Consider the following 23,070-nt stretch of genomic DNA (forward strand, 5'->3'; position numbering starts at 1 on the left):
GGTTAAAATATCCTATTTTACCTAGTTTAAATTTATTAATTTTTATTTCTTTTCATGATTATAGCACTATTTTTTCCATAATAATTTTTACGTTTTGATATAATTTTAAAGCCATTTTTCAAATAAAAACTTATTGCAGCACTATTTGTTTCGTTTACTTCTAAAAAAATATCTTTATCATTAGGAATTTGGTTAATCAATTCACTGGCATACCCTTTTCTCCTAAATAACGGGTGTACAGCTATCTCAAATATTTCATAAACATCTATACTGTCTATTAAAACTAAATATGCCTCGTCATTTATAGAGTAAATATTATATATATTTTGTAAATCATCAAAATATTTATTTGTAACTTTATTATTAAATACCATATTATGTATATCAGTAATAAAATTATTTTTCATCTTTTACTAATCCAGCTCTATTTATAGGAAACCATCTGAAAAATAGTTTTCCTTTTATTCTTGATTTTTTTACATAACCAAAATATCTTGAATCTTGACTATTGTCTGTATTATCTCCCATAGCCATATAATAATCGTCTGTTAATGTAACTGAACCTCCATTTAATAATTTATCAAATAAATCTTTATCATATTTAAAATCCATTATGGGAAGCATCATTTCATTATGCCCTTTGGCTTGTAGTAAGAATGTATATCTATATTTACTTTCATAATTGTTTGAATTATAAAGACCTATCAATCTTTTATAATCAAGCCCTTTTGCAATTTCAATAAATTCTTTAGGTTCTATTAATTGTAGTGTCCCATCTGATATATTTACTGAAACTATTTTACTTATACTTACTTCATCACCTTTTTTAGGTATGTATATACTTTGATTTAACATACTATAAACAGAACTTGTTCCAAGAGAATAATATCTGTCATTTATAAGTTTATTATCACTGTATACTCTGTCATTTTCAATTTTAAATACAGTTCCTGCTACACCTGTTATTCTTTTTGTATACATTACTTTATTATCAAGTGGTTCACTAAATGAGATTATATCATTTAGCATAGGACTTTTAAATTTATATAAAATATTATTAGAAAATATTCTATCTTGCACTTGTATAGTAGGTTCCATTGATTGAGTAGGTATAATATAATTTCCTAAATAATGAAGTTGTATTATTGAAGCAAGTAAAATAAGGAATAATCCATTTAATAATTTTCTTAAACTTTCCTTAAACTTATCTTTTTCAAGAAATAACGAAATTACTATCACAAATAATGTCGCAAGCATAGTATATTTGAAATATATATCATCTATACCAACTAATCCTACTGCTGCTATAAACATAACAAAATTTAATAAAAATAAATATTCTTTATATTTATTAAATAAAAATCCTAATATATTAACAATAACAATAAAATGCAATGCGTAAAACTTTATAGGTATAACTTCACTTTTAGTTTTATCCATAAAAAATAAGTATACGGCAAGTATAGAAAGTGCTGACAGTATATTTATTCCTTTAATAATATTATCATTAATTGATTTTTCCATATTAACTTTTTCATATATAAAATCAGATACTTTATTTATATTGTTTGTAACAAATTTTTCATTAACAAAGAATAATATTATAGCAATCGCTGTAATTATATAAAATAATATCCATAAAAACATTTTAGTTAATCTCCTTATTGTATATTTTAAACAATTATATCACATTGTAATAAATATACCAAATATATTATCTTATCTTCTATAAACACTTTTATTTGTATACTCAATGACTTTTTTGGCTTTAATAATTTCTCCATCTTCTGATATATCAAGCAAATAAAGTCCTTCTTCTCCATATAAATTGACATACCAAGGTCTTTTTGGACCTCTTCTATAAAACCCTATTTTATCTAAAGGCACATATTCTCCGTATGTTTTTTCTACATATTCTTGACTTAGTTTATAAATTGTTTCTCTTTTTAATTTTGGTGCAACTGTTACCGCACTACATGATACCATAAAAAATAATAATAAAATTAATGATTTTTTCATTTCAATAATTCCCTTACCTTTCCAATTATATCGTCTACTGCCATATTTGTTTTGAAACCTGCCGCTTTTATATGCCCTCCACCACCAAAAAATGATGCTATATAATTTACATTAACAAATTTAGATCTAAAACTTCCTTTAATACTATGATCTGCTTCTTCTCTTAAAAATAAAGTAATATCATTTTCTTTTATTGTTAGTAAATATTCAGCTATTCCATCTGTGTCATCTTTTGTAATTCCTAATTTTAACATATCTTCGTATTTTAAATAGTAATAGGCAAATTTAATGTCCTCAAAATAAATTTTATCTATTATAGCCTTTGAAAAAATTTCAGCTTTTTTATTTGATTTTGAAAATAGAACTTGTGTAATATAACTTGCATTTATACCCTCATCAAGTAAATTTGCACAAATCCTAAATGTATTGCTTGTTACATTTGAATGTCTAAAATTGCCTGTGTCGTTTATTATGCCAAGATACATAAATTCAGCAATTTCTTTACTTAATTTTATATTTAACACATCTAAAAAATCATAAATTAATTCACTTGCTGAAGAAATATCTTTAATATAGTTAATGTCAAAATAACCAGTATTACTTATATGATGATCTATACACACTGTTTTTTTAGCCTTTTCTATCATTTCTTTTGTTACAGCAAGCCTTTCAAGATTTGCTGTATCAACAGATATTAATAAATCAATGTCATCTGTAACTTCTTTATAAATATTAATATCTTTTAATAATTCTTTTGTATATTCAGGTAATTCATCATTAAAGCAAACCTTAACATTTTTACTACTACCATATTGTTTTATCATTTTACTAAGTGCTATAGCACTTCCAATTGCATCTCCATCAGGATTTACATGTCCTGCTATTACAATATTTTTTGCATTATCAATTTGTTCTTTTATTTTTTTTAACATCACATACCACCTGACACATATTTGAATATATCATTATAAATCAAAGCAATCATAAATATTAATAATATAATCATTCCTATCAAATGAACAATTTGCTCAACATTTTTACTTATTTTTAATCCCAACATATTTAATAAGGTAAAAAGTATTCTACCTCCGTCAAGTGCCGGTATAGGAAGTAAATTCATTATTGCTAAATTAAGTGATATTATTGCTGTAAAAACTATTATTCCTTTATAATAACCTGCATTATTTACAATATTACCAACTAAAATAGGAAGCCCTACAGGACCTACAAAATCAGACATTGATGCACCTTTTGAAAATATTAATATTAATCCTTTAAAAGTTAAATAAATTAAGTTATAAAAATTAACAAATACTTTTGATATATTTAAAAGACCCATACATATAAAACAAGTAAGAATATTCATAAATATACCCGCTTTTAATATTATTAACTTTTTTAAATTTGTAATTTTATCAAATTCTTCATCTTCAATACTAACATAACCACCCAAAGGCAATAATCTCAATTTATATATACCATAAGACCAAATTTTAGGCCCCATTCCAATTGAAAATTCTCTAATATTTAAACCAAAATATTTTGCTGTCAAAAAATGCCCTAATTCATGTAATAAAATTACTATTCCAAGTATTATAACTGTTATTATAATTTTCATTTATCATTCCTTCTTCTTAAATATTGTGATACTACATACATATTTTTAGTATATATTCCATTTGCGTAATTATCATTTATATTTCCAATTAAAATTTCACTATCATCTACCAAAACGATAAATTCGTTATCACTATCTTCAATCTGCATATTTATTTGAGTTTTTGGCAATAAATCAAGTTCTGTAAGCCCAACAACAACTATGTTTGACTTTGCACCACTTATCATATCCTGCATTTTATATATTAAATTAAGTCTTCCGTTTATATTATACACTTCAAAGAAATTACTTGGTTTATATATCATTTCAAGTTCTAAACCAATATTTGCAAGTATATTTTCATATTCTTTTTTTATATCATTAATTATATCTTTAGGATTTACAGGTATATAATTTCTTTTATCCGTTTGTGTTGGAATAAGATTTATTATTCCTTTGCTACTTAAACTATCTAGTGCCTGATAAGCGGTGGTTCTTGGCAATTGTGTAACTTTAGATATTTGAGTACCATTTAAACCTGGATTTTTAAGCAATTCCATATATATTTGTGCTTCTGCTAAACTAAATCCTATTTTTTTTAATTTTTCAATTACATCCATTATAATCTCCGTTTATTTTATAGATTTTAATTCCTGATATAAAGTTTTACTATAATTATCAGTCATTCCAGATATAAAATCAGTTACTAAAAGAAGTCTTAAATATAGCTTATAATTATATATATTTTCTTCTTCAACTCTATTTTTATTTTCATTTTCATATTTTTTTGCATATATTTTATAAATATACTGATGACTATCAGATAGTATTATTCTGTATCTTTTAAATAAAGAATCATTTGTATCATATAAAGTATCATAATTTACGATAGCTGGTATAAAACTATCAAGCAAAGAATGTATAATTGTATTTGCCGATATTTCAGTTTTACTTATTATCTTTGAGTCAAACACATATACTTTAGCCATATTTTTTAACATTTTAACTAAATTATTACAAGGTGCATAATAAAATAAATCTTGTTCCAATTCCCCATTCATTATTTTTTCATAATTATCAATAAAAGTATTTACAACATCATTAATAATTAGACCTTGTATAGATATTATCCATCTTTGAACAGCATATTCTTTTTTATCGTAAACATCCTTTTTATTAGCATCTTCATAGTATTTATAAAATCTGTCATAGTACACATTTCCTTTTTTAAAACCAAATTCTGCTAATTTTTCTTCAAAATTCTGAAAACTTATATGTTTTTTCTTAAATCCATCTTCAATATCAGCAGTTGCATAAGCAATGTCATCTGCTGCTTCAAGTAAATATGTAAGAGGATTTTTTTTATTATAACACTTAGTACTTGAAACTATTTTACCGAATAATTCTTTTTCAGCAAAATAATAACCCATTTTTTTGTATCTACTATCATTTTTACTTTTATCAATTTCAAGTGATGAAATAGGATACTTTATTATTGTATTAAGAAGCCCATATGTTAAATTCATTCCATATTCATCAACTATAAAATGAAGTTTTGAAACTATTCTTAAAGTTTGTGCATTACCTTCAAAGTTATAAAAATCTTGTAACATTTGCTCATTTAATAATTTATTTAGTTTCACTTTATTTCCATAAAAATCTATAACTTCTATTTTACTAACATTATTTTTAAACCAACTTCTAATACTATCTTCTCCAAAATGTCCAAAAGGAGGATTTCCCATGTCATGCATTAATGCAGCAGAAGAAAGTATTGATACAATAAAATTAAGTTCATTATAACCAAAATCTTCATCTAATTTTTCACCTATTATTCTATTTCCAATCGAAGTTGCTAATGCCTTGGCAAAAGATGAAACCTCTATTGAATGCGTTAATCTTGTTCTTACAAAATCATTTTCTTCCAGTGGAAAAGCTTGAGTTTTATCTTGTAGTCTTCTAAAAGATGGACTACTTACTATTCTATGAAAATCTTTTTCAAAATCATCTCTAATATCTGATGCTTTTACGCTACTTCTAGTTCTTTGACTTTCTGTTGAAAGTAAGTCTTTCCAATTCATTCTCATTGTTTCACTTCCTTTGTCAAATTAGTTATCCATTTTTTACTTAAATATCTTTTTACACATGGATATAGTTTAAATAAATCGTCAAGCCAAGACAACAAATAAACAATTGCTATAGGTAGTTTATACAGCAATGCAAAATATGTAATAGGTATTCCTATAATCCACATAAATCCTAATTCTATTATTAATGGATAAAATATATCTCCTCCAGCTCTTAATATACCAATTAAAAATATAACTGAATATCCCTTAAATAAATTTACAAACGATTCTGAGCGAATTACACTTAAAGTAGTAGTATATAATTCACTATTAACTTTCATAAATCTTAAAAATATTGGAGCAAATACATTTATTGATATAAATATTAAAACAGATAGTATAGAAAATAATTTTAAACATTCCTTTGAATATTTATATGCTTTATCTTTATTATTTTTACCAATCTCATTTCCTATAATAACTGCTGTTCCACTTGAAATACCAATAAATAATGTAAATATTAAACCACTTATATTTGTTGCTATTTGTACACTTGAGAAAGCAATTGTACCAAGTTTACCATATAACATAACTTTAATCGAAAATGCTAAAGACCAAAATACTTCATGTACAAATGTTAAAGATGAAATACTTACTAATTTTGAAATAAAATTGAAACTAATCTCTTTTATTTCATTTTTATATGGAATAATCGGTATTTTTTTGTATAAAATAATAATAATTACATATATTACTGTTATTATTCTTGAAATAAGGGTTGCTGTTGCTGCACCTAATACTCCAAAATTAGGTATTAAAATTAAATTTAAACTTATATTTATAACTAAACCTGTAATAGAAGCATATAACGAATACTTTGGCATATTTGTAGCTCTAAACATCATTGCAATTGAAAATCCTATTGCATGTAAAGGAAAAGTATAAATTATAAGTCTAAAATATGTTTTTGCAAGTTTTATTACAGTTACATCTTGTGTATAAAAACCAATTATTTTTTCAGGCATTATAATTCCTAGTACTATAAAAGGAAGAGAAAACATAAGACCTACAATTAAAGTAATTGCCATAATTTTTCTAAGACTCTTGTAATCTTTTGAACCAAAATATTGTGCTGCTAAAATATTAGAACCACTTAAAATTCCATATAAACTTCCGGTAAATAAGAAAAAAATCTGATTTGATACTCCTAATGCACTTATTGCAGATGCACCAAGACCAAGTGCAGGATTTTCTTTACCTACCATAAAAATATCTATAAAATTTATTAAACTATATACCAAATTTTCTAAAGCAACCGGTATAGAAAGATACATAATCTTTCTATATAACCAAGTATTATTTTTCATCAATATCCTCACTATTTTCAAAAATACCAAAAATTAAAAGATGATCTGAAACATATTTTCTAATATCTTCATAATTATTTTTAGTAAAATCATATACTCCAAAAGTATTTGTAAACTCTTTGGTTTTTTCTAAATTTAAAAACATATTATCATATGAATTTGCTAAACCTTTTTTAGATAAAGTAGTTTTATTTTTTTCAGGATTTATTATATTTACCATATTTTTCTTTTTTAAATTCAAAAAAGCCTTATCATTTGCAGGTAAATTAAAGTCACCCAAAATTATGATATCTTCCTCATTTGTTTTATCTAAAAAATAATCATATACTTCTACATACTTAGAAGCTTCTATCATTCTTTTTTTCGGGTCATCTCCAAATATTGAATGAACCGGAATTAAAACAAAATCAAATTTATTTGATTTAATATAAAAAGCTGATGGTTCCCTTATAAAATCATCTTTTTTATCATTGTAAACTCCAATATTTTTTATTTCATTTACTTTTGATTTTTTATAAATTATAGCATAATGCTCTTTATATTTCTTGCTTCCTACTGCTTTTGAAAGTATGTAATCGTATTCTTTTCCTAATTTCTCATTTAAAGTAATTATACCATCTTCATTCATGACTTCTTCTAATGCTATTATATCAAATTTTTTTATTATTTTAACTAAGGCTTTATAATCTTTTTTTGATTCTCCAAGTCTTGCAATATTAAAACTTGCTATACTTATTTTTTCTGAAAATGTAATAAATGAAAATAGTAGTATTATAAAAATTTTTTTCACTGTCAAAACTCCATTGTAAAAAATGGCACTTAGTCGTGCCTTATTAATTTGCTCTTTCCATATATTCGCCAGTTCTTGTATCAATTCTTATTTTATCTCCAATTTCTACAAATAATGGTACTTGTAATACATATCCTGTATTTATAGTAGCTGGCTTAGTTGCTCTACCTATTGTATCCCCTTTTAATCCAGGTTCAGTGTATGTAACTTCTCTTACAACTGTATTAGGTAATTCAACACCTACTGGAGTTTGCTCATACATTAATACTTGTATTACCATTTCTTCTACTAAGTAATTTACAGCATCTCCTAGTTCTTCTTCTCCAAGTGCTATTTGTTCAAATGTTTCTTGGTTCATAAAATTATATTCTCCGTCCATTTGATATAAAAATTGCATTTGGAATCTATCTAGTATAATATCATCCATTATTTCTGTTGATAATACTGTTATTTCTTGTACTTTATTACTAATTAAATCTCTTATTTTAAATTTCATTTCAGCTGCTCTTGCTTTTTTACCTGATGTAGATTGATGTCTCTCAGCTTTTAATATTATGTATGGTACTCCGTCCTTTCTGTATGTACTTCCTTGTCTTAGTTCCATTGCTGGCTTCATATTTTATCCTCCTTAATTTATCTCATATACAACAGTTACTATAACTGATAATTTATTTTTTTCCTTAAAAAATCTACCTTGTAATATTTTTCTAACATCGCCTAAGTCATGATTATTAGCTTTAACTAAAGTATATGCCTTATTTTTAGCATCTTTCATTGCTTGTGATAATAATTCCTTTTTATCATCATCAGTTTCACTCTCATATGTATTTACTATATCCAAAACTGTTATATCTTTTATTTGAAGTGCTAATAAATCCAAACTTTCTTTAATTTTATTTAATTTTTCAATACTTACATTATTAAATGTCAGTGTTTTATATATTTCATAGTCTTTTACACTACTACTTCCTTCTTTAAAGTTTGCTTTAGCTTTTACATTACTTTCAGTATATGTTTCACCATTTTCAAGAACATTTTTTATATTTTGTTCCTTTTCAAATAATTCATCATAAGCTTTATTTATATCCTTTGAATTAACGTAAATACTTACATCAAAACTATATTCTTTAATTTTAAATTCTTTAACAGCATTTCCTCTTACTGTTATAGTTTTATTACTTGTATTGTTTCTTTCTATTGCATTTGCAATTATTGCCATAGATATTATGGCACCTAATGCTAATACTATTGCCACTATTATATTTGACATTTTATTCATCTTCTAATCTCCTAATAACAACCGAAATAATTGATATACTCTTGATTAATTGTTGAATTTTCCCCGTGTCCCGGATATATCGTAATATCTTTTTCCATTGATAATATTTTATTTAAACTATCTCTTAATTGTCTTGCATCTCCTGTTGGAAAATCCGTTCTTCCATAAGCCATATTAAATAAAGTATCTCCTGTAAACATAACTTTATTTTCCTTATCATAAAAACAAGTACTTCCTTTTGTATGTCCAGGTGTTGAAATACATTCAAATCCAAATATCATATCTTTATCATTAAATAAACTAAGTTCGTACTTATCATCAAGTTTAAATTGTTCATCTATCCAGTAAGATAATGACAGTATATGATTATAGAAAAATTCCTTATCCTTTTCATTTACATAAACCGGAACCTTTTTATATTCTAAAACTTGTGGTGTTCCAATAATATGATCAAAATGACCGTGAGTTATTAATATGCATTTTAAATCAAGATTATTTGATTTAATATACTCTATTAATCTACTCATATCCTTTCCACCTGAATCAATAATAGCACATTCTTTATTTTCACGTATAACCAAATAACTGTTACAATATGTTATTTCATCATAAAACAGTTTTACTTCCATTATTATCTCCTCTCATGTGAAGATCTAACTGTGGATATGGTATTTCAATATTATTTTCATCAAATTTCATTTTTACTGTTTCAAGTAGATAAAATTTAGCATTTGCATAATTTTCACTTGATACATAAACATTAAAAGCAAAATCTATACTTGATGTGTTAAGTGCACTAATCCCTATAATAGCTTTTGTATCTTTTAATAATAAAGGGCAATCTTGTGCAATTTCATTTAGTATATTTTTGACTTTTTCTATATTTGAATTATACCCTACTGATATTACTAAATCCAATCTTCTTTTAGGATCTCTTGTTATATTTTTTATCTCAGTATTAATAACAAGTCCATTTGGCATTATTATCATATCACCTTGGAAATTTACTATAGTTGTGTAAAATAGTTCTATTTGTTTTACAACACCAGTTATTCCCTTATATTCAATTATATCATCAATTTTAAATGGTTTAAAAATTATAAGGATAAGTCCACCACCAAAATTTCCTATTATTTCTTTAAAGGCAAATCCTAAAAATATACTAAGTCCTGCAACTAAAGATGTTACTGCACTTAAATCAAAACCAAATTGCTTTACAATTATGATTACTAAAATTATATTAACACCTATGTTTATTATTGATTTAATAAAAACTTTTATGCTTTCTTCTAAATTAGATTTTAAAAATATTTTTCCACTTATCTTATCTAAAAATAGTCTTATTTTATTATAAAAAATTATTAAAAGTATTCCTATTGTTATAGAAAAAATATCAGCTCTTTGCAATGCTTTTGTAATTAAATTTATATAGTTCATAAAACTCCTTTACACGTTAAATCTAAAGAACATTAGATCTCCGTCATTTACTATATATTCTTTTCCTTCAAGTCTCATATCTCCTTTTTCTTTTGAGCCTTGCCAACCGTTATTTTGTATAAATTTATCAAAATCTACAACTTCTGCTCTAATAAATCCTTTTTGTATGTCAGTATGTATCTCTCCAGCTGCATTTTGTGCATTAGTACCAGAAGCTATAGTCCATGCTCTTACTTCTTTTTCTCCTGCTGTAAAATATGTTATTAATCCTAATATCTTATAACCAACCGTAATAAGTCTATTTAAACTTGGCGTTGTTATTCCTAAGCTTTCAATAAATTCAGCACGTAAAGTTTCATCTTCTATTTCAACAAGTTCAGATTCAACTTTAGCTGAAAAGCTTACAACTTCACTATTTGATTTTTTTGCGTACTCTTTAACTTTTTTTACATATTCATTATCATTATGTGAACTTAAATCTTGTTCTGATATATTAACTGCATACATCATTGGTTTTATAGTCAAAAATTGATAAACTTTGATTAATTCAAATTCATCATTTGTAAGTTCAAGACTATTTAATAAATTTTCATCTTCAAGATGTTTTTTACATTTTTCAAGTACTTCAACTAAAGCCTTAGTTTCTTTATTTCCACCTCTTAAAAGTTTCATATTTTTAGACAATGCTCTATCTATAGTCTCTATATCTGAAAATATAAGCTCAAGGTTAATAGTTTCTATGTCTCTTATAGGGTCAACATTGCCTTCAACGTGTATAATATTTTCATCTTCAAAACATCTAACAACTTGACATATAGCTTGTGTGTTTCTTATATTACTTAAAAATTGATTCCCCAATCCTTCACCTTTTGATGCACCTTTAACAAGTCCAGCAATATCAACAAATTCAACTGTTGCATTTATAACTGCTTTAGGATTAATCAATTTTACTAATTTATCTATTCTTTCATCCGGTACAGCAACTAAACCAATATTAGGCTCTATTGTTGCAAAAGGGTAATTTGCAGAAAGTGCATTTTGTGTTTTTGTTAAAGCATTAAATAATGTTGATTTTCCAACATTTGGTAATCCAACTATACCTATTCCTATCATTTTTTAATCTCCTTTAAAACTTGTACTAATTTTCTTTTTTCTTCTAATTTTGCTTTTGAAATATAGCTCATATCATATATTGGTATAAGTGGTATGCCGTAAAAATCAAAAACAGTTCCTACATTTTTTACTATATCTACATATTTTTTATTTTTTTTCTTCTTCGTATAATACATGTACATAAAATTAAATATTTCTTCCCCTACTACTACTATATATTTAGGTTTTACCAAATATATTTCTTCAAGTAAAAACTTCATACATGTATTTCTTTCCTCATATTCTATTATATTCGGATTATAATACCTATTTAAAGTTGTAAAAAAACAATCATCAAAATTTATTTTTGAAAATTCAAATATTGTTTTTAACATTTTGCATTCATCACTTGGTATTATGCTTTTGCAAGCTGACATACTTTTAGTAATACTGTCAAAAACTACAAATATATCAGCGTTTTTATTACCTTCACCTACAAACGGTTCCAATCTTGACTTTAACGGATTACATTTAATGTCTATTTTTATTTTTAATTCTAATTCATTCCACATTTTTCCTACTTTTTAAATTCAAATATTTTTGTTGGAGCCTGACTTGAAAGTTCTATACTAATTCTTTTATCAATTTTAGGTCTAAGTTCATTATATGCTAAATCAGGTGTATTATTCTCTCCACTTAAATGTAATAAAATTATTTTTTTCAATCTATTGTTAGCTATACTTGTTAAAAACTTTGTTGCTTCTTCGTTTGAAATATGTCCTACATTACTTTTAACTCTATTTTTCAAATTCCAATGATAAGAACCATTTAATAGCATGTCCATATCATAATTACTTTCAAACGCTAAAAAGTCGCTATCTATACACGCTTTTTTTACAATATTTGTTATTTTACCTATATCTGTTACATAACTTAACTTCTCATTTTTATAATAAAAACTATATCCTAAATTATGAGCGGAATCATGCATAACATCAAAATTTTCAACTAATATATTATCTAAAAAAACTTTTCTGTCATTAAGTAAATTCACATTATCCATATTTACTTTTCCCAGTTTTTTATATACTTTTTTTATTGAATCTTCATGTACATATAAAGGGATATCATATTTTCTTGAAATTGTACCGAATGCTTTTATATGGTCACTATGGTCATGTGTAACAAAAATCGCATCTATTTCTTCAATTTTTTGATTTATAACTTCTAATTTTTCTTCTATTTTTTTTAAACTATAACCGACATCAACTAATATTTTTTTGCCGCCCACTTCAATAAAACTGCAATTCCCAGCACTACCGCTACCTAATACTGATATTTTCAATTTTAATTACCTCTTTTTCAGTCAAGTTTATTGTAATTATATATGTTGCAGTAAAAAATATTAATAAAAGAAGCAGTCTTTTCAAAATTTTTTTTACCATATTTCTTCTTCCTCATAAGTGACTTTTTTTATTTTAGAAATACTTTCTCTTATCTTAATTGTTACATATGTTGGTTTATACACTGTAATATCAAGTGGTCCTTTTTTTATTTCTATAAATCCAAGACCTGATATACACAAATCATAACCGTAATCAACTATAATATTTTTAGTTTCAAATTCATTTTTAAGATATTCGTTTTCTTGCTCAAGTGTCAATAATTTGAAATAACCATTTTCCATAAGTTCTTTGCATTTATTTTCATTTGTAACATGAAATTGTATATTTTTAGATGTAAATACTTGGATGGTACATTTTTTATTTACTTTAAAATACATAAGACTTGATAACATAAATACTTGTCCTTCTTGTAAAGTAAATGTTTTTCTAGGTATACTTGAGTTTGGAACAAGTTTTACTCCCGCTTTATCAGGTAATAAATCACTTATTCTTCCATCCGGTATAAGTCCGGGTGTATCAATAAATGTAACTTTAGTATTTTTAAACATTACACTGTTTTTTATGCTTCCTTTTGTTGTTCCAGAATATTTAGATGTAGTAATTTTAGGTTTATCTAAAAGTAAATTTAAAACCGATGATTTTCCTACATTTGATACACCTATTACAGCAACTTTAATATTTTTCTTATCTTCAGCCATATTTTTAATCTTTTTAAGTATACCTTTTATACCAAACTTGCTTTTTGCTGATATAAAAGACATGTCTTGGGCAAAAATGTTTTCATCTACAAGTCTATTTTTAAACCATCTAGCAATTTCAGTTGCAGTAAAATAATCAGGCAATAAATCCAGTTTATTTAAAATTATATATGATTTTTTATCTTCCAAAATATCTAAAATTTCAGTAGTAAATGAAGACTCAAGGTCTATAACATCAAATATTGGCATAACTATGTCAGATTGTTTTACGGCTTCTTTAACAATTTTTATATATTCTGACTTATTCTCATTATCACTAGGTTTTTCACCATAATTTTTAAGTCTAAAACATCTTTTACATATTAATTGTGAACCTGTAAGATATTTTTCAAGTGGTATATAGCCCAATTCATTTTCATTTTCTGTTTGCAATAATAAAGCACATCCTGTGCAATATTTTTGAATCATACTTATTATTCTCCCTCTTTTTCATTTGCAAAAGGATGTGTTTTTAAATACACTTCTCTTAACGCCTTTTTACTTACATGTGTATAAAATTGTGTTGTTGCTATACTTGTATGACCTAATAATTCTTGAACATATCTAATGTCAACCCCACTATTTAAAAGCTGTGTTGCAAAAGTATGTCTAAAAACATGTGGTGTAAGTTCTTTTTCAATACCGCTTTTTTTATTATACCCTTCTATTAATCTTCTTAAAGATCTTGTTGTTAATTTGCCACCTTTTGAATTTGCAAAAACTATATTTTTATCATAATATGTCTTACTTTTTTTTGCATCTATGTAATCATTTAAATATTTTTGTGCGGTTTTACTAAAAAAAGTTATACGCTCTTTATTACCTTTACCTATTACACGAAGCTCTCTATCACTCATATTAATCATATTTTCACTTAAATCAAGAAGTTCAGCAGATCTTATTCCACTTGAGTATAAAAGCTCAATTATAGCTCTATCTCTTAGTCCTAAGATATTACTTGTATCTATACATTCTCTTATTTTATTCATATCATCTTTTAATAAAAAGTTAGGTAATTTATTTTCAAATTTAGGCATGTTTATATATATAGCTTTATTTTCTTCAAGTTTGTTATTTTTCACCAAGTATTCAAAAAAACTTCTAATTGCAGATAATTTTCTATTTATACTTCTTTTTGAAATCTTTTTTTGTGAATTTAAATAAGCAATAAAAGATCTAAATGTTATTAACTCAACATCTTTTAAATCTTTAATATTTTCATTTTCACTAAGGTAAGTTATAAACTGAACTAAATCATTTCTATATGATCTTATAGTATTATAGCTTTTACCTAATATTATTTCATTGTAATATAAATAATCATCTACACTTTTTCTCATACTATTTACCTTTTACACTTTTTATATTTTTACATTCCGGATAATTTGAACAAGCTAAAAATTTACCAAATCTTCCTTTTTTTACAATAAACATAGAACCGCATTTTTCACATACGCCTGCTTTTTCAATAAGTTTTGAATTTTCATCTATTTCTTTGTTTATTAATTCCTTTATTTTTAATTCATTATTTTCAATTTTAATTTGATCTTTTTTTAGTTTTGTTTTAATTTCAGAACTAAGTGATAATCTTTTATTATCATTTTCATAATCTTCGCTTTCAAGATAATCACCAAATCTACCTTTTTTTAGATAATATCTTTTATTATCTTTAGTATATAAATCTGTTGGTATACCTCTTTTTTGCTCAAGAATTTTTTCAAGTTTTTCTTTAATCATTATTTTACTTGTTTTTACTTCTTCTTTTGATATTTGTATACCTTTTAAAGAAACTTTTTCAGCTTCATCTGTTTCAGAAACAAGATATTTACCAAATCTACCATTTTTTAATATCATAGGTTTTCCTTGTTTATCTAATACATCTGTTTCTATTCTAAGCTCTTCTATTTCTTTTATATCTTTTTCATATACATTTATTTCTTTTTCCAAAGCTACATAATATTTATCTAAAATATCTGTCCACTTTTCTGAACCTTCTGCTATTTTATCCAAATCAGTTTCCATATTTGCTGTAAATTTAATGTTCATTATATTTTCAAAATGATCTACAAGTTCATTTTTAACAGCATAACCCAAAACTGTTGGTTGTATTTTTTTATCAATAATAATTATGTACTCCCTTGTAGTTAGTGTATCTATTATTGAAGCATAAGTTGAAGGTCTTCCTATACCTTCAGCTTCTAATTTTTTTACAAGTGTTGCTTCTGTAAATCTATTAGGGGCTTTTGTCATACGTGATTTTATATCAAGTTTTTCTATTTGTAACTTGTCCCCTACATTTAAATTAGGAAATTCTTGTGTTTTTATATCATCTTCAGATTTTTGATATTTGTAATACCCGTCAAAAGTTACTTTATTTAATGTTCCTGAAAATTCATAATCTTGATGTTTTCCTACTATTTGCATTTGGTCATACTTTACAGCTGCAAGTTGCGAAGTTATAAATCTTTTCCAAATTAAGTTATATAGCTTGTATTGATCTCTTGACAAATAATCGGCAATTTTTTCAGGCTCCAAGTCTAAATAAGAGGGTCTTATTCCCTCATGTGCATCTTGTGCATTCTTATTTTTTGTAACATAATATCCTACATATTCTTTTCCTAGTAATTTTGTAATATATTCTTTTGCTGCCATTTGAGCATCTTGTGCTACTCTTGTTGAATCTGTTCTCATGTATGTTATTAAACCTTTAGTTTGACCAAATATTTCAAGTCCTTCATACAATTGTTGTGCTATTCTCATTGTTTTAGAAGCTGAAAAGCCTAAATATGATGAAGCACTTTGCTGTAATGTACTTGTTTTGAAAACTAAAGGTGGTTTTTGTGTTTTTTTCTTTATATTTAATTGTACAAGTTCTAATTTTTTATCTAATAAATCTTTTTCTAATTTTTTTACAATTTTTTCGTCATATATTTTATCTATTTTTTCATTAGCTATCTTAGATAGAGAAAATTCTATATTGTTTTCCAATTTTGCATTTACTTCCCAATATTTTTTTGGAACAAATGCTTTTATTTCATCTTCTAAATCACATATCATACGAAGTGTAACAGATTGTACTCTACCTGCACTTGCATTTTTATTAATAACTTTCCATAAAAGAGGACTTATTTTATACCCTACTATTCTATCTAAAAGTCTTCTTGCCTGTTGTGCATCAACCAGATTTGCATCTATTTCTCTAGGATTTGCAACTGCATTTTTAACAGCTTTTTCTGTAATTTCATTAAATACTATTCTTTTTGATTTTTTGGGACAAGAAATATAGTTTGATATATGCCAAGCAATAGCTTCACCTTCTCTATCTAAGTCCGACGCAAGATATACTAAATCACTACTTTTAGATTTTTTAGCTAGTTCTTTTAAAATTTGTGCTTTACCCTTTATGGTCTTATATTCAGGTTTATAGCCATTTTCTACATCAATACCTAATTTTGTTTTAGGTAAATCTATAACATGTCCATATGATGCACATACTTCATAATTTTTTCCTAATATCTTTTCTATTGTCTTTGCCTTTGAAGGCGACTCAACTATTACTAAATACTTCTTCACTTTTTCTCCTAGAGTTCCATTATTTTAAATTAATATGTAACATTGTTGTATTGTTGCATGTAACTTTCTGCCTTTTCAAAATCTCCTTTACCTCTGTATGCCATAGCAAGTCCTAAATATGACTTATAATGTGTCCCGCTTGATAACACTTGATTGTATAAATTAATTGCCATATCATATTTACCTATCATTCTTGCTGATGTTGCCGCTAAATAAAGATTTTTAACAGATTTACTTTTATCTTTTAATGCTAATTTCATAGCACTTTCATAAAGCCCTTCTTTTACATATAACAAAGCTAATCTATGAATAGCATCTTCATTATTTGTACTTAAAATTTGTTTTTCATATTGTCTATATTGTTCAAATTTTGATGCAGTTGATATTGTTTCTGTTGATGTAAATAAAGTTCCGTCTCCAAGTGCTGATAATGCTTCATCTATACTTGGAGTTTTTCTTTTTGCTTCTATATCTTGAATTAATGCTTCAAGTGTTGCCCTATCAGCTGCACTAAGATTTGTTTTCATTAATTCTTTACTTAATTTTAATGCATTTTCATAATTGTTATTTTGTATTTGTTCATCTATCTTTGCTATATCATCAATAAATTCAGCAAAAACTGCTGTTGAAAATACTAAAGCTAATATTGTTAATATTTTTTTCATAAAGGCTCCTTAATATTCAAGTGAATTTGTTGTTCTAGGAAATGGAAGCACATCTCTAATGTTTGCCATTCCTGTTATATACATAAGCATTCTTTCAAAACCTAATCCATATCCTGAATGTGGCACTGAACCATATTTTCTTAAGTCTAAATACCAAGAATATTCATCAAATTTTAATCCTTTTTCGTTTATAACTTCCATAAGTTTATCATAATTTTCCTCACGTTGACTTCCACCGACTATTTCTCCAATACCAGGTGCTAATAAGTCAACTGCTCTAACTGTTTTGTTATCTTCATTAAGTTTCATATAAAATGCTTTTATGTCTTTTGGATAATCTGTAACAAATACAGGTCTTTTAAAAATTTGTTCTGCTAAATATCTTTCATGTTCTGTTTTTAAATCCATTCCCCATTCAACAGCTATTTCAAATTTGTTTTCAACTTTTTTAAGTAGTTCTATCGCCTCTGTATATGTTACTCTTGCAAATCCATTATCTAAAATATTATTTAATTTATCAAAAAGCCCTTTTTCAATAAAATTATTGAAAAATTCCATTTCAGCTGCTGCATTATCCATAACATATTTTATTATATACTTAATCATTTCTTCTATTATGTCCATATTAACATTTAAGTCTGCAAATGCTATTTCAGGTTCTACCATCCAAAATTCAGCTGCATGCTTTGTTGTATTTGATTGTTCAGCTCTAAATGTTGGACCAAATGTATATGTATTTCTAAAAGCTGAATTAAATGCTTCAACATGTAATTGTCCTGTAACTGTTAAATAAGCAGGTTTTCCAAAAAAATCTTCTTTAAAATCTACTTTTTTACCACTATTCATATCTAACGTTGTTACTTGAAACATTTCTCCTGCACCCTCTGCATCTGTTCCTGTTAAAATTGGAGTTTGAACATACACAAATCCTTTTTCTTGGAAAAATTTATGTATAGCATAAGATAATAGCGATCTAACTCTAAATACTGCATTAAATGTATTTGTTCTAGGTCTTAAATGTGCTATTGTTCTTAAAAACTCAAAACTATGTCTTTTATTTTGTAATGGGTATTCCAAGTCACAGTTATTATATATCTCAATCTTTGTTGCTTTTATTTCATATTCTTGCCCTTTACCCTGTGATTTAACTACTTGCCCTTTTACTTTTATTGATGAATAAACATTAAGTTTAGCTATATCGGCAAAATTTTCTAATTCTTCTCCATATACTACTTGAATACTGTTAAAGTTTGTTCCATCGTTAAATTCTATAAATCCAAAATTCTTTTGATCTCTATTTTTCCTAACCCAACCATCAAGCTCTACTTCTTTGTTAAGGTATTTATCTATATTTTTCATAAATTCTCTTAATTCCATAATGAACTCCTTTTGTTACTATATTTAGTATTTAATTATATCACAATATTTATTGTTTCACAATTAAAAAACATCAATAAAAATAAGAGATCTAAAAAATTTAAATCTCTTAATTAAATTTATTTTTGATACTACTTCTTTTAATTTTTAAGGTTTTAATATTTATTTTTTCTTAATCTGTATGTATCTACAAACTTGCATCACGTTTGTTTTTCTTGCTTTTCTAACTTTATTAGTTTTCTTTTTAGCTTTTTTCTTAATAGGTGTTTTAGGCATTTGTTTTGGTGTTTGCTTCGGTGCTTCTTCTTTTGGTTTTACTGGCACTTTAACAAATTTTTCTACTACTTTTTCAACCTCTACTATTTTTTCAACTACTCTTTCTCCACATTTTGGACAATTTTGAATTTGCGGTTTATTAAAATCATTTGTATCTAATCTTAAGCCTAGTCTTATACCAACTTTGTGGTGGAAATAATGTGATGTATACTTTAATTCTTGTTGTCTTGATGATGAAGCAGGTATTTCTATTGACGCTAAATATCTACCCATATCTTGTTGTTGTTTTATTTTTGTTTTAGGAAAATATTTACCATCGTATAATATTTCAGCTAAGAAATATTTATAGTCTAATCCAAATCCTAAACCATAATAAATACCACTAGTATTTTTAAATCTATTTGCATAATATGGTTTCCCTCCATTATTATATACTTCTCTTGCAACTGCATATCCAGCTCTGCCAAATGTATAAAGATTTAAACCACTATTATGTTTATAGAAATTGTATTTTAATGTTGCATAAATTGGTATCATTGTTACTGAATAATTTTTCTGCGTATTTAAATTTCTATATTTTAATGTTGTTTCCCCAAAGTTGTATTCAATACCTGCTCCTAGTTTAAGTTTTCTATCTAAAAAATGCATTGGATAAATTTCAGCACCTATTACAAAACCTCTACTATATGGAACATCTACTACATCTGGATCTTTATGCATTATTTTTTTTCTTTCAGATTTTACATTTGTACTATTTCTAAAAAAATCATATCCAACCTTTATATTAGCCTCAAAATCGTACGACATCGCACTAATACTGGCTAAAGTCATAATTCCTAAAATAATCTTCTTCATTTTTTCTCCTATATAAAATAAATTAAGATAAAAATTTACTTTTTCTTAATTGGTACGTATTCACAAATTTTAATTACATTTGTTTTTCTTGGTTTTTTAATTTTATTTTTATTCTTTTTAAGTTGTTTTTTTATATATACTTGTTTTGGTGTTTCTTCTTTAGTTTGCTCAATAGGTATTTCAACAATTTTTTCTACTATTTTTTCAACCTTAACGATTTTTTCAACTACCTTTTCTTCACATTTTATACAATTTTGAATTTGCGGTTTATTAAAGTCACTTGTATCTAATCTTAAACCTAATCTTATACCAGCTTTATGATGAAAATAGTGTGATGTGTAATCTTTTGGTGCTGCTTTAGGTAAAACCAATGGTAAATCTTTAGGTAACCTTGTTCTAGAGTAATATTTTCCATCGTATAAAATTTCTGCTAAGAAATATTTATAATCTAGCCCAAACCCTAAACCATAGTAAACACCTCCTGTATTTTTTAAATTATTCCAACGTTGATTAGTTTTTTCTTTTGCAAAAGCATATCCAATTCTTCCAAACGTGTAAAGATTTAAACCACTCTTGTGTTTATATAAATTATATTTTAATGTTGCATAAATTGGTGCCATTGTTGCTTGGTAATTTTTATTTGACTTTAAATTTTTATATCTTAATGTTGTTTCTCCAAAATTATACTCAATACCAGCACCTAGTTTAAGTTTTTTATCTAAAAAGTGTAGTGGATAAACTTCAGCACCAATTACAAATCCTCTGTCATATGGAAATGACTGTCTAACTCCTAGACTATCTTTTTTATTTTTTATGTTTGTACCATATCTAAAAAAGTCATATCCAACTTTTATATTTGTCTCAAAGTCGTATGACATAGTAACAATACATATTAAGGTCATCAATCCTAAAATAATTTTTTTCATATTTTTTACAACTCCTAAATAAATTTAACTGATTATATCCCCCCCCCGAAAAAAGTCAAGCAAAATCAAACTTTTTTTTAAATATCAAATTATATGTTCTAATTTTCACAATCTACAAAGAAAACATCATTTTTTCACATTGTGAAACAAAAAAAATAAAAAGGACTCTTATGATTAATTCTCTTGAGTCCTTTATAAATTATTTTAGGGATTAACTATTTTATTGTTATTTCTATTCTTCTATTTGAAGCTAAATTTTCATTTACTTTATTATTAAGTCCAAAGCTTGATACTTTTCTTATATTTTGTGGATTTTTAAGTCCTAATTTTATTAATAGATCTGATACTTTGTTTGCTCTTTGTAATCCTAACTCTAAGTTGTATTTTTCACTTGCATTTGTATCTGTATGTCCTGTTATATCTATTATTCTATCTGAGTATTTTTCATTTATTTCCTTAACTATTACTTTTAATTTTTCCATTTGCGAATTAGTAGGAATATATTTATTATTTATAAATTGATCTATTACATATAATTTTTCTTTAAAGTTTGATGAAGTTACAACCATATTATCAAGTCTATTTTTTAACTCTTTAATCATATCTTTCATTTCTTTGTTTTCATTTTTTAAATTATTTATTTCATTTTGTAATTGTTTATTATCTCCAACATAAACCGCATTACTTCTACTTGCAAATGAAGATTTTTGACCATTTCCTATAAAGTTAATATTAAATCCAGCAGCTACTCCCATTCCCTTTTGTGTATCTAGCCCTACGCTTAATTTATATACAAATGTATTTGTATTTTCTGTTCCACTTATTCCAAATGCAAATCCAGCTTGTTTATTATAGTAAGCAGTTCCTACTCCTATACTAAATAACTTATTATCTCCTACTTGTGGAATATTTGCCATTGCCATTGATGAAGCTATTCCTCCACTTAGTTGTCTTTCTGTATCTTTTAATTGTTTATAGTTTACTGCATCATTATATTCTGTTCCAGCTGCTAAATTTGATATTTTTACAGGTACATTATTTAAATTTTCCCCTAAAGTTATTTTTTTCTTATTTTTATCGTCATATTTTACAGCTATATCACTTAATTCTTTTATATCTTTTGTATTTTTTTCTACTTTTTCTTTAGTTGTTTTCAAATCTCCTTTTATTTCTTTTATTGACTCTGTATTTTTTTTAATATTGCTTCTATTTTGATCTATGTTATATGCATTTATTAAATTATAAATTTCATTTTTTATTATACCTATTTTATTTTTATTAATTTGTTTTTGGTATGATTTATATTTTGGTATTATAATTAAGTGACTCGATATGGATTTATTGGGAAATCTATCTATTACAACTTCAATATTGTAATCTTCTCCTATATATATTCGTTGTGCCATTATACTTACGCTACTTACAAAAAAAGTAGTAATCAAAAATAAAATTTGAATTTTTCTCCTAGATTTCATTAACTTTTTTACACTTTGCATTGTTTCTCCTTATATAATATATTTTATAATTTTTTTAGCTTAATTATATTACTATTTTCCCATTGAAACTCAAAGTTTTTTCGTTAGTTTCATCGGCGAAAATATAAAC

Annotated in this window: 24 protein-coding genes; all 24 read right to left on the minus strand. The window is 25.5% G+C overall.

The features are described from left to right. Positions 1–35: 35 nt before the first annotated feature. On the minus strand, positions 36–407 hold the full coding sequence (locus AWT63_RS02455; RefSeq protein WP_068268185.1) for a GNAT family N-acetyltransferase: 372 nt from the start codon (positions 405–407) through the stop codon (positions 36–38). Continuing rightward, positions 397–1,647: a signal peptidase I gene (gene lepB / locus AWT63_RS02460; RefSeq protein ID WP_068268188.1), complete on the minus strand. Its 1,251-nt coding sequence runs from the start codon at positions 1,645–1,647 to the stop codon at positions 397–399. Before lepB ends, AWT63_RS02455 begins: the two co-directional genes overlap by 11 nt. Positions 1,648–1,719: 72 nt before the next feature. Then, positions 1,720–2,019 (minus strand): hypothetical protein, encoded by a 300-nt coding sequence (locus tag AWT63_RS02465; RefSeq protein ID WP_068268190.1) that lies wholly within the window; start codon positions 2,017–2,019, stop codon positions 1,720–1,722. Continuing rightward, complete coding sequence (locus AWT63_RS02470) at positions 2,016–2,951, minus strand: DHH family phosphoesterase (RefSeq protein ID WP_068268192.1); 936 nt, start codon at positions 2,949–2,951, stop codon at positions 2,016–2,018. Before AWT63_RS02470 ends, AWT63_RS02465 begins: the two co-directional genes overlap by 4 nt. Next, a complete protein-coding gene (locus AWT63_RS02475) occupies positions 2,951–3,637 on the minus strand; it encodes a site-2 protease family protein (RefSeq protein WP_068268194.1) in 687 nt (228 codons plus the stop codon). Before AWT63_RS02475 ends, AWT63_RS02470 begins: the two co-directional genes overlap by 1 nt. Continuing rightward, positions 3,634–4,236: a TrmB family transcriptional regulator gene (locus AWT63_RS02480; RefSeq protein ID WP_068268198.1), complete on the minus strand. Its 603-nt coding sequence runs from the start codon at positions 4,234–4,236 to the stop codon at positions 3,634–3,636. The genes AWT63_RS02475 and AWT63_RS02480 overlap by 4 nt, the downstream gene beginning before the upstream one ends. Before the next feature lie 12 nt (positions 4,237–4,248). Next, positions 4,249–5,703 carry a deoxyguanosinetriphosphate triphosphohydrolase gene (locus tag AWT63_RS02485; RefSeq protein ID WP_231723208.1) on the minus strand — a complete coding sequence of 485 codons (1,455 nt, stop codon included), beginning with the start codon at positions 5,701–5,703 and terminating at the stop codon, positions 4,249–4,251. Continuing rightward, positions 5,700–7,052, minus strand: a complete 1,353-nt coding sequence (locus AWT63_RS02490) for an MATE family efflux transporter (protein ID WP_068268199.1) — start codon at positions 7,050–7,052, stop codon at positions 5,700–5,702. Before AWT63_RS02490 ends, AWT63_RS02485 begins: the two co-directional genes overlap by 4 nt. After that, positions 7,042–7,842: an endonuclease/exonuclease/phosphatase family protein gene (locus tag AWT63_RS02495; RefSeq protein ID WP_231723209.1), complete on the minus strand. Its 801-nt coding sequence runs from the start codon at positions 7,840–7,842 to the stop codon at positions 7,042–7,044. The genes AWT63_RS02490 and AWT63_RS02495 overlap by 11 nt, the downstream gene beginning before the upstream one ends. Positions 7,843–7,885: 43 nt before the next feature. Continuing rightward, positions 7,886–8,458 (minus strand): elongation factor P, encoded by a 573-nt coding sequence (gene efp, locus AWT63_RS02500; RefSeq protein WP_068268202.1) that lies wholly within the window; start codon positions 8,456–8,458, stop codon positions 7,886–7,888. A 12-nt stretch (positions 8,459–8,470) separates the two neighbouring features. Beyond that, the gene (locus AWT63_RS02505; protein WP_068268204.1) at positions 8,471–9,121 is read right to left on the minus strand and encodes an SIMPL domain-containing protein; all 651 of its coding nucleotides are present in this window, start codon (positions 9,119–9,121) and stop codon (positions 8,471–8,473) included. A gap of 11 nt (positions 9,122–9,132) precedes the next feature. Continuing rightward, positions 9,133–9,750: an MBL fold metallo-hydrolase gene (locus tag AWT63_RS02510; protein ID WP_231723210.1), complete on the minus strand. Its 618-nt coding sequence runs from the start codon at positions 9,748–9,750 to the stop codon at positions 9,133–9,135. Continuing rightward, positions 9,728–10,558: a mechanosensitive ion channel family protein gene (locus AWT63_RS02515; RefSeq protein WP_068268208.1), complete on the minus strand. Its 831-nt coding sequence runs from the start codon at positions 10,556–10,558 to the stop codon at positions 9,728–9,730. The genes AWT63_RS02510 and AWT63_RS02515 overlap by 23 nt, the downstream gene beginning before the upstream one ends. A gap of 9 nt (positions 10,559–10,567) precedes the next feature. Then, complete coding sequence (gene ychF / locus AWT63_RS02520; protein ID WP_068268209.1) at positions 10,568–11,671, minus strand: redox-regulated ATPase YchF; 1,104 nt, start codon at positions 11,669–11,671, stop codon at positions 10,568–10,570. Then, positions 11,668–12,222: a uracil-DNA glycosylase family protein gene (locus AWT63_RS02525; protein ID WP_068268210.1), complete on the minus strand. Its 555-nt coding sequence runs from the start codon at positions 12,220–12,222 to the stop codon at positions 11,668–11,670. The genes ychF and AWT63_RS02525 overlap by 4 nt, the downstream gene beginning before the upstream one ends. Positions 12,223–12,227: 5 nt before the next feature. Next, positions 12,228–12,995 carry an MBL fold metallo-hydrolase gene (locus AWT63_RS02530; protein WP_068268212.1) on the minus strand — a complete coding sequence of 256 codons (768 nt, stop codon included), beginning with the start codon at positions 12,993–12,995 and terminating at the stop codon, positions 12,228–12,230. Positions 12,996–13,088: 93 nt separating this feature from the next. Next, positions 13,089–14,222, minus strand: a complete 1,134-nt coding sequence (locus AWT63_RS02535; protein ID WP_068268214.1) for a GTPase — start codon at positions 14,220–14,222, stop codon at positions 13,089–13,091. Positions 14,223–14,227: 5 nt separating this feature from the next. Continuing rightward, positions 14,228–15,133, minus strand: coding sequence for a site-specific tyrosine recombinase/integron integrase (gene xerA, locus AWT63_RS02540; protein ID WP_068268216.1), 906 nt, complete (start codon positions 15,131–15,133; stop codon positions 14,228–14,230). Position 15,134: 1 nt separating this feature from the next. Continuing rightward, positions 15,135–17,366, minus strand: coding sequence for a type I DNA topoisomerase (gene topA / locus AWT63_RS02545; protein WP_068268218.1), 2,232 nt, complete (start codon positions 17,364–17,366; stop codon positions 15,135–15,137). A 29-nt stretch (positions 17,367–17,395) separates the two neighbouring features. Next, on the minus strand, positions 17,396–18,031 hold the full coding sequence (locus AWT63_RS02550; RefSeq protein WP_068268220.1) for a CDC27 family protein: 636 nt from the start codon (positions 18,029–18,031) through the stop codon (positions 17,396–17,398). A 9-nt stretch (positions 18,032–18,040) separates the two neighbouring features. Continuing rightward, positions 18,041–19,411, minus strand: coding sequence for an asparagine--tRNA ligase (asnS, locus tag AWT63_RS02555; RefSeq protein WP_407921934.1), 1,371 nt, complete (start codon positions 19,409–19,411; stop codon positions 18,041–18,043). Between the two features lie 159 nt (positions 19,412–19,570). Beyond that, positions 19,571–20,539: a porin family protein gene (locus AWT63_RS02560; RefSeq protein WP_068268226.1), complete on the minus strand. Its 969-nt coding sequence runs from the start codon at positions 20,537–20,539 to the stop codon at positions 19,571–19,573. A 35-nt stretch (positions 20,540–20,574) separates the two neighbouring features. Next, positions 20,575–21,465 (minus strand): hypothetical protein, encoded by an 891-nt coding sequence (locus AWT63_RS02565; protein WP_068268228.1) that lies wholly within the window; start codon positions 21,463–21,465, stop codon positions 20,575–20,577. Positions 21,466–21,680: 215 nt separating this feature from the next. Next, complete coding sequence (locus tag AWT63_RS02570; RefSeq protein ID WP_068268230.1) at positions 21,681–22,961, minus strand: OmpA family protein; 1,281 nt, start codon at positions 22,959–22,961, stop codon at positions 21,681–21,683. Positions 22,962–23,070: the final 109 nt, after the last annotated feature.

This window comes from Caviibacter abscessus, assembly GCF_001517835.1.
GTDB classification, from domain to species: domain Bacteria; phylum Fusobacteriota; class Fusobacteriia; order Fusobacteriales; family Leptotrichiaceae; genus Caviibacter; species Caviibacter abscessus.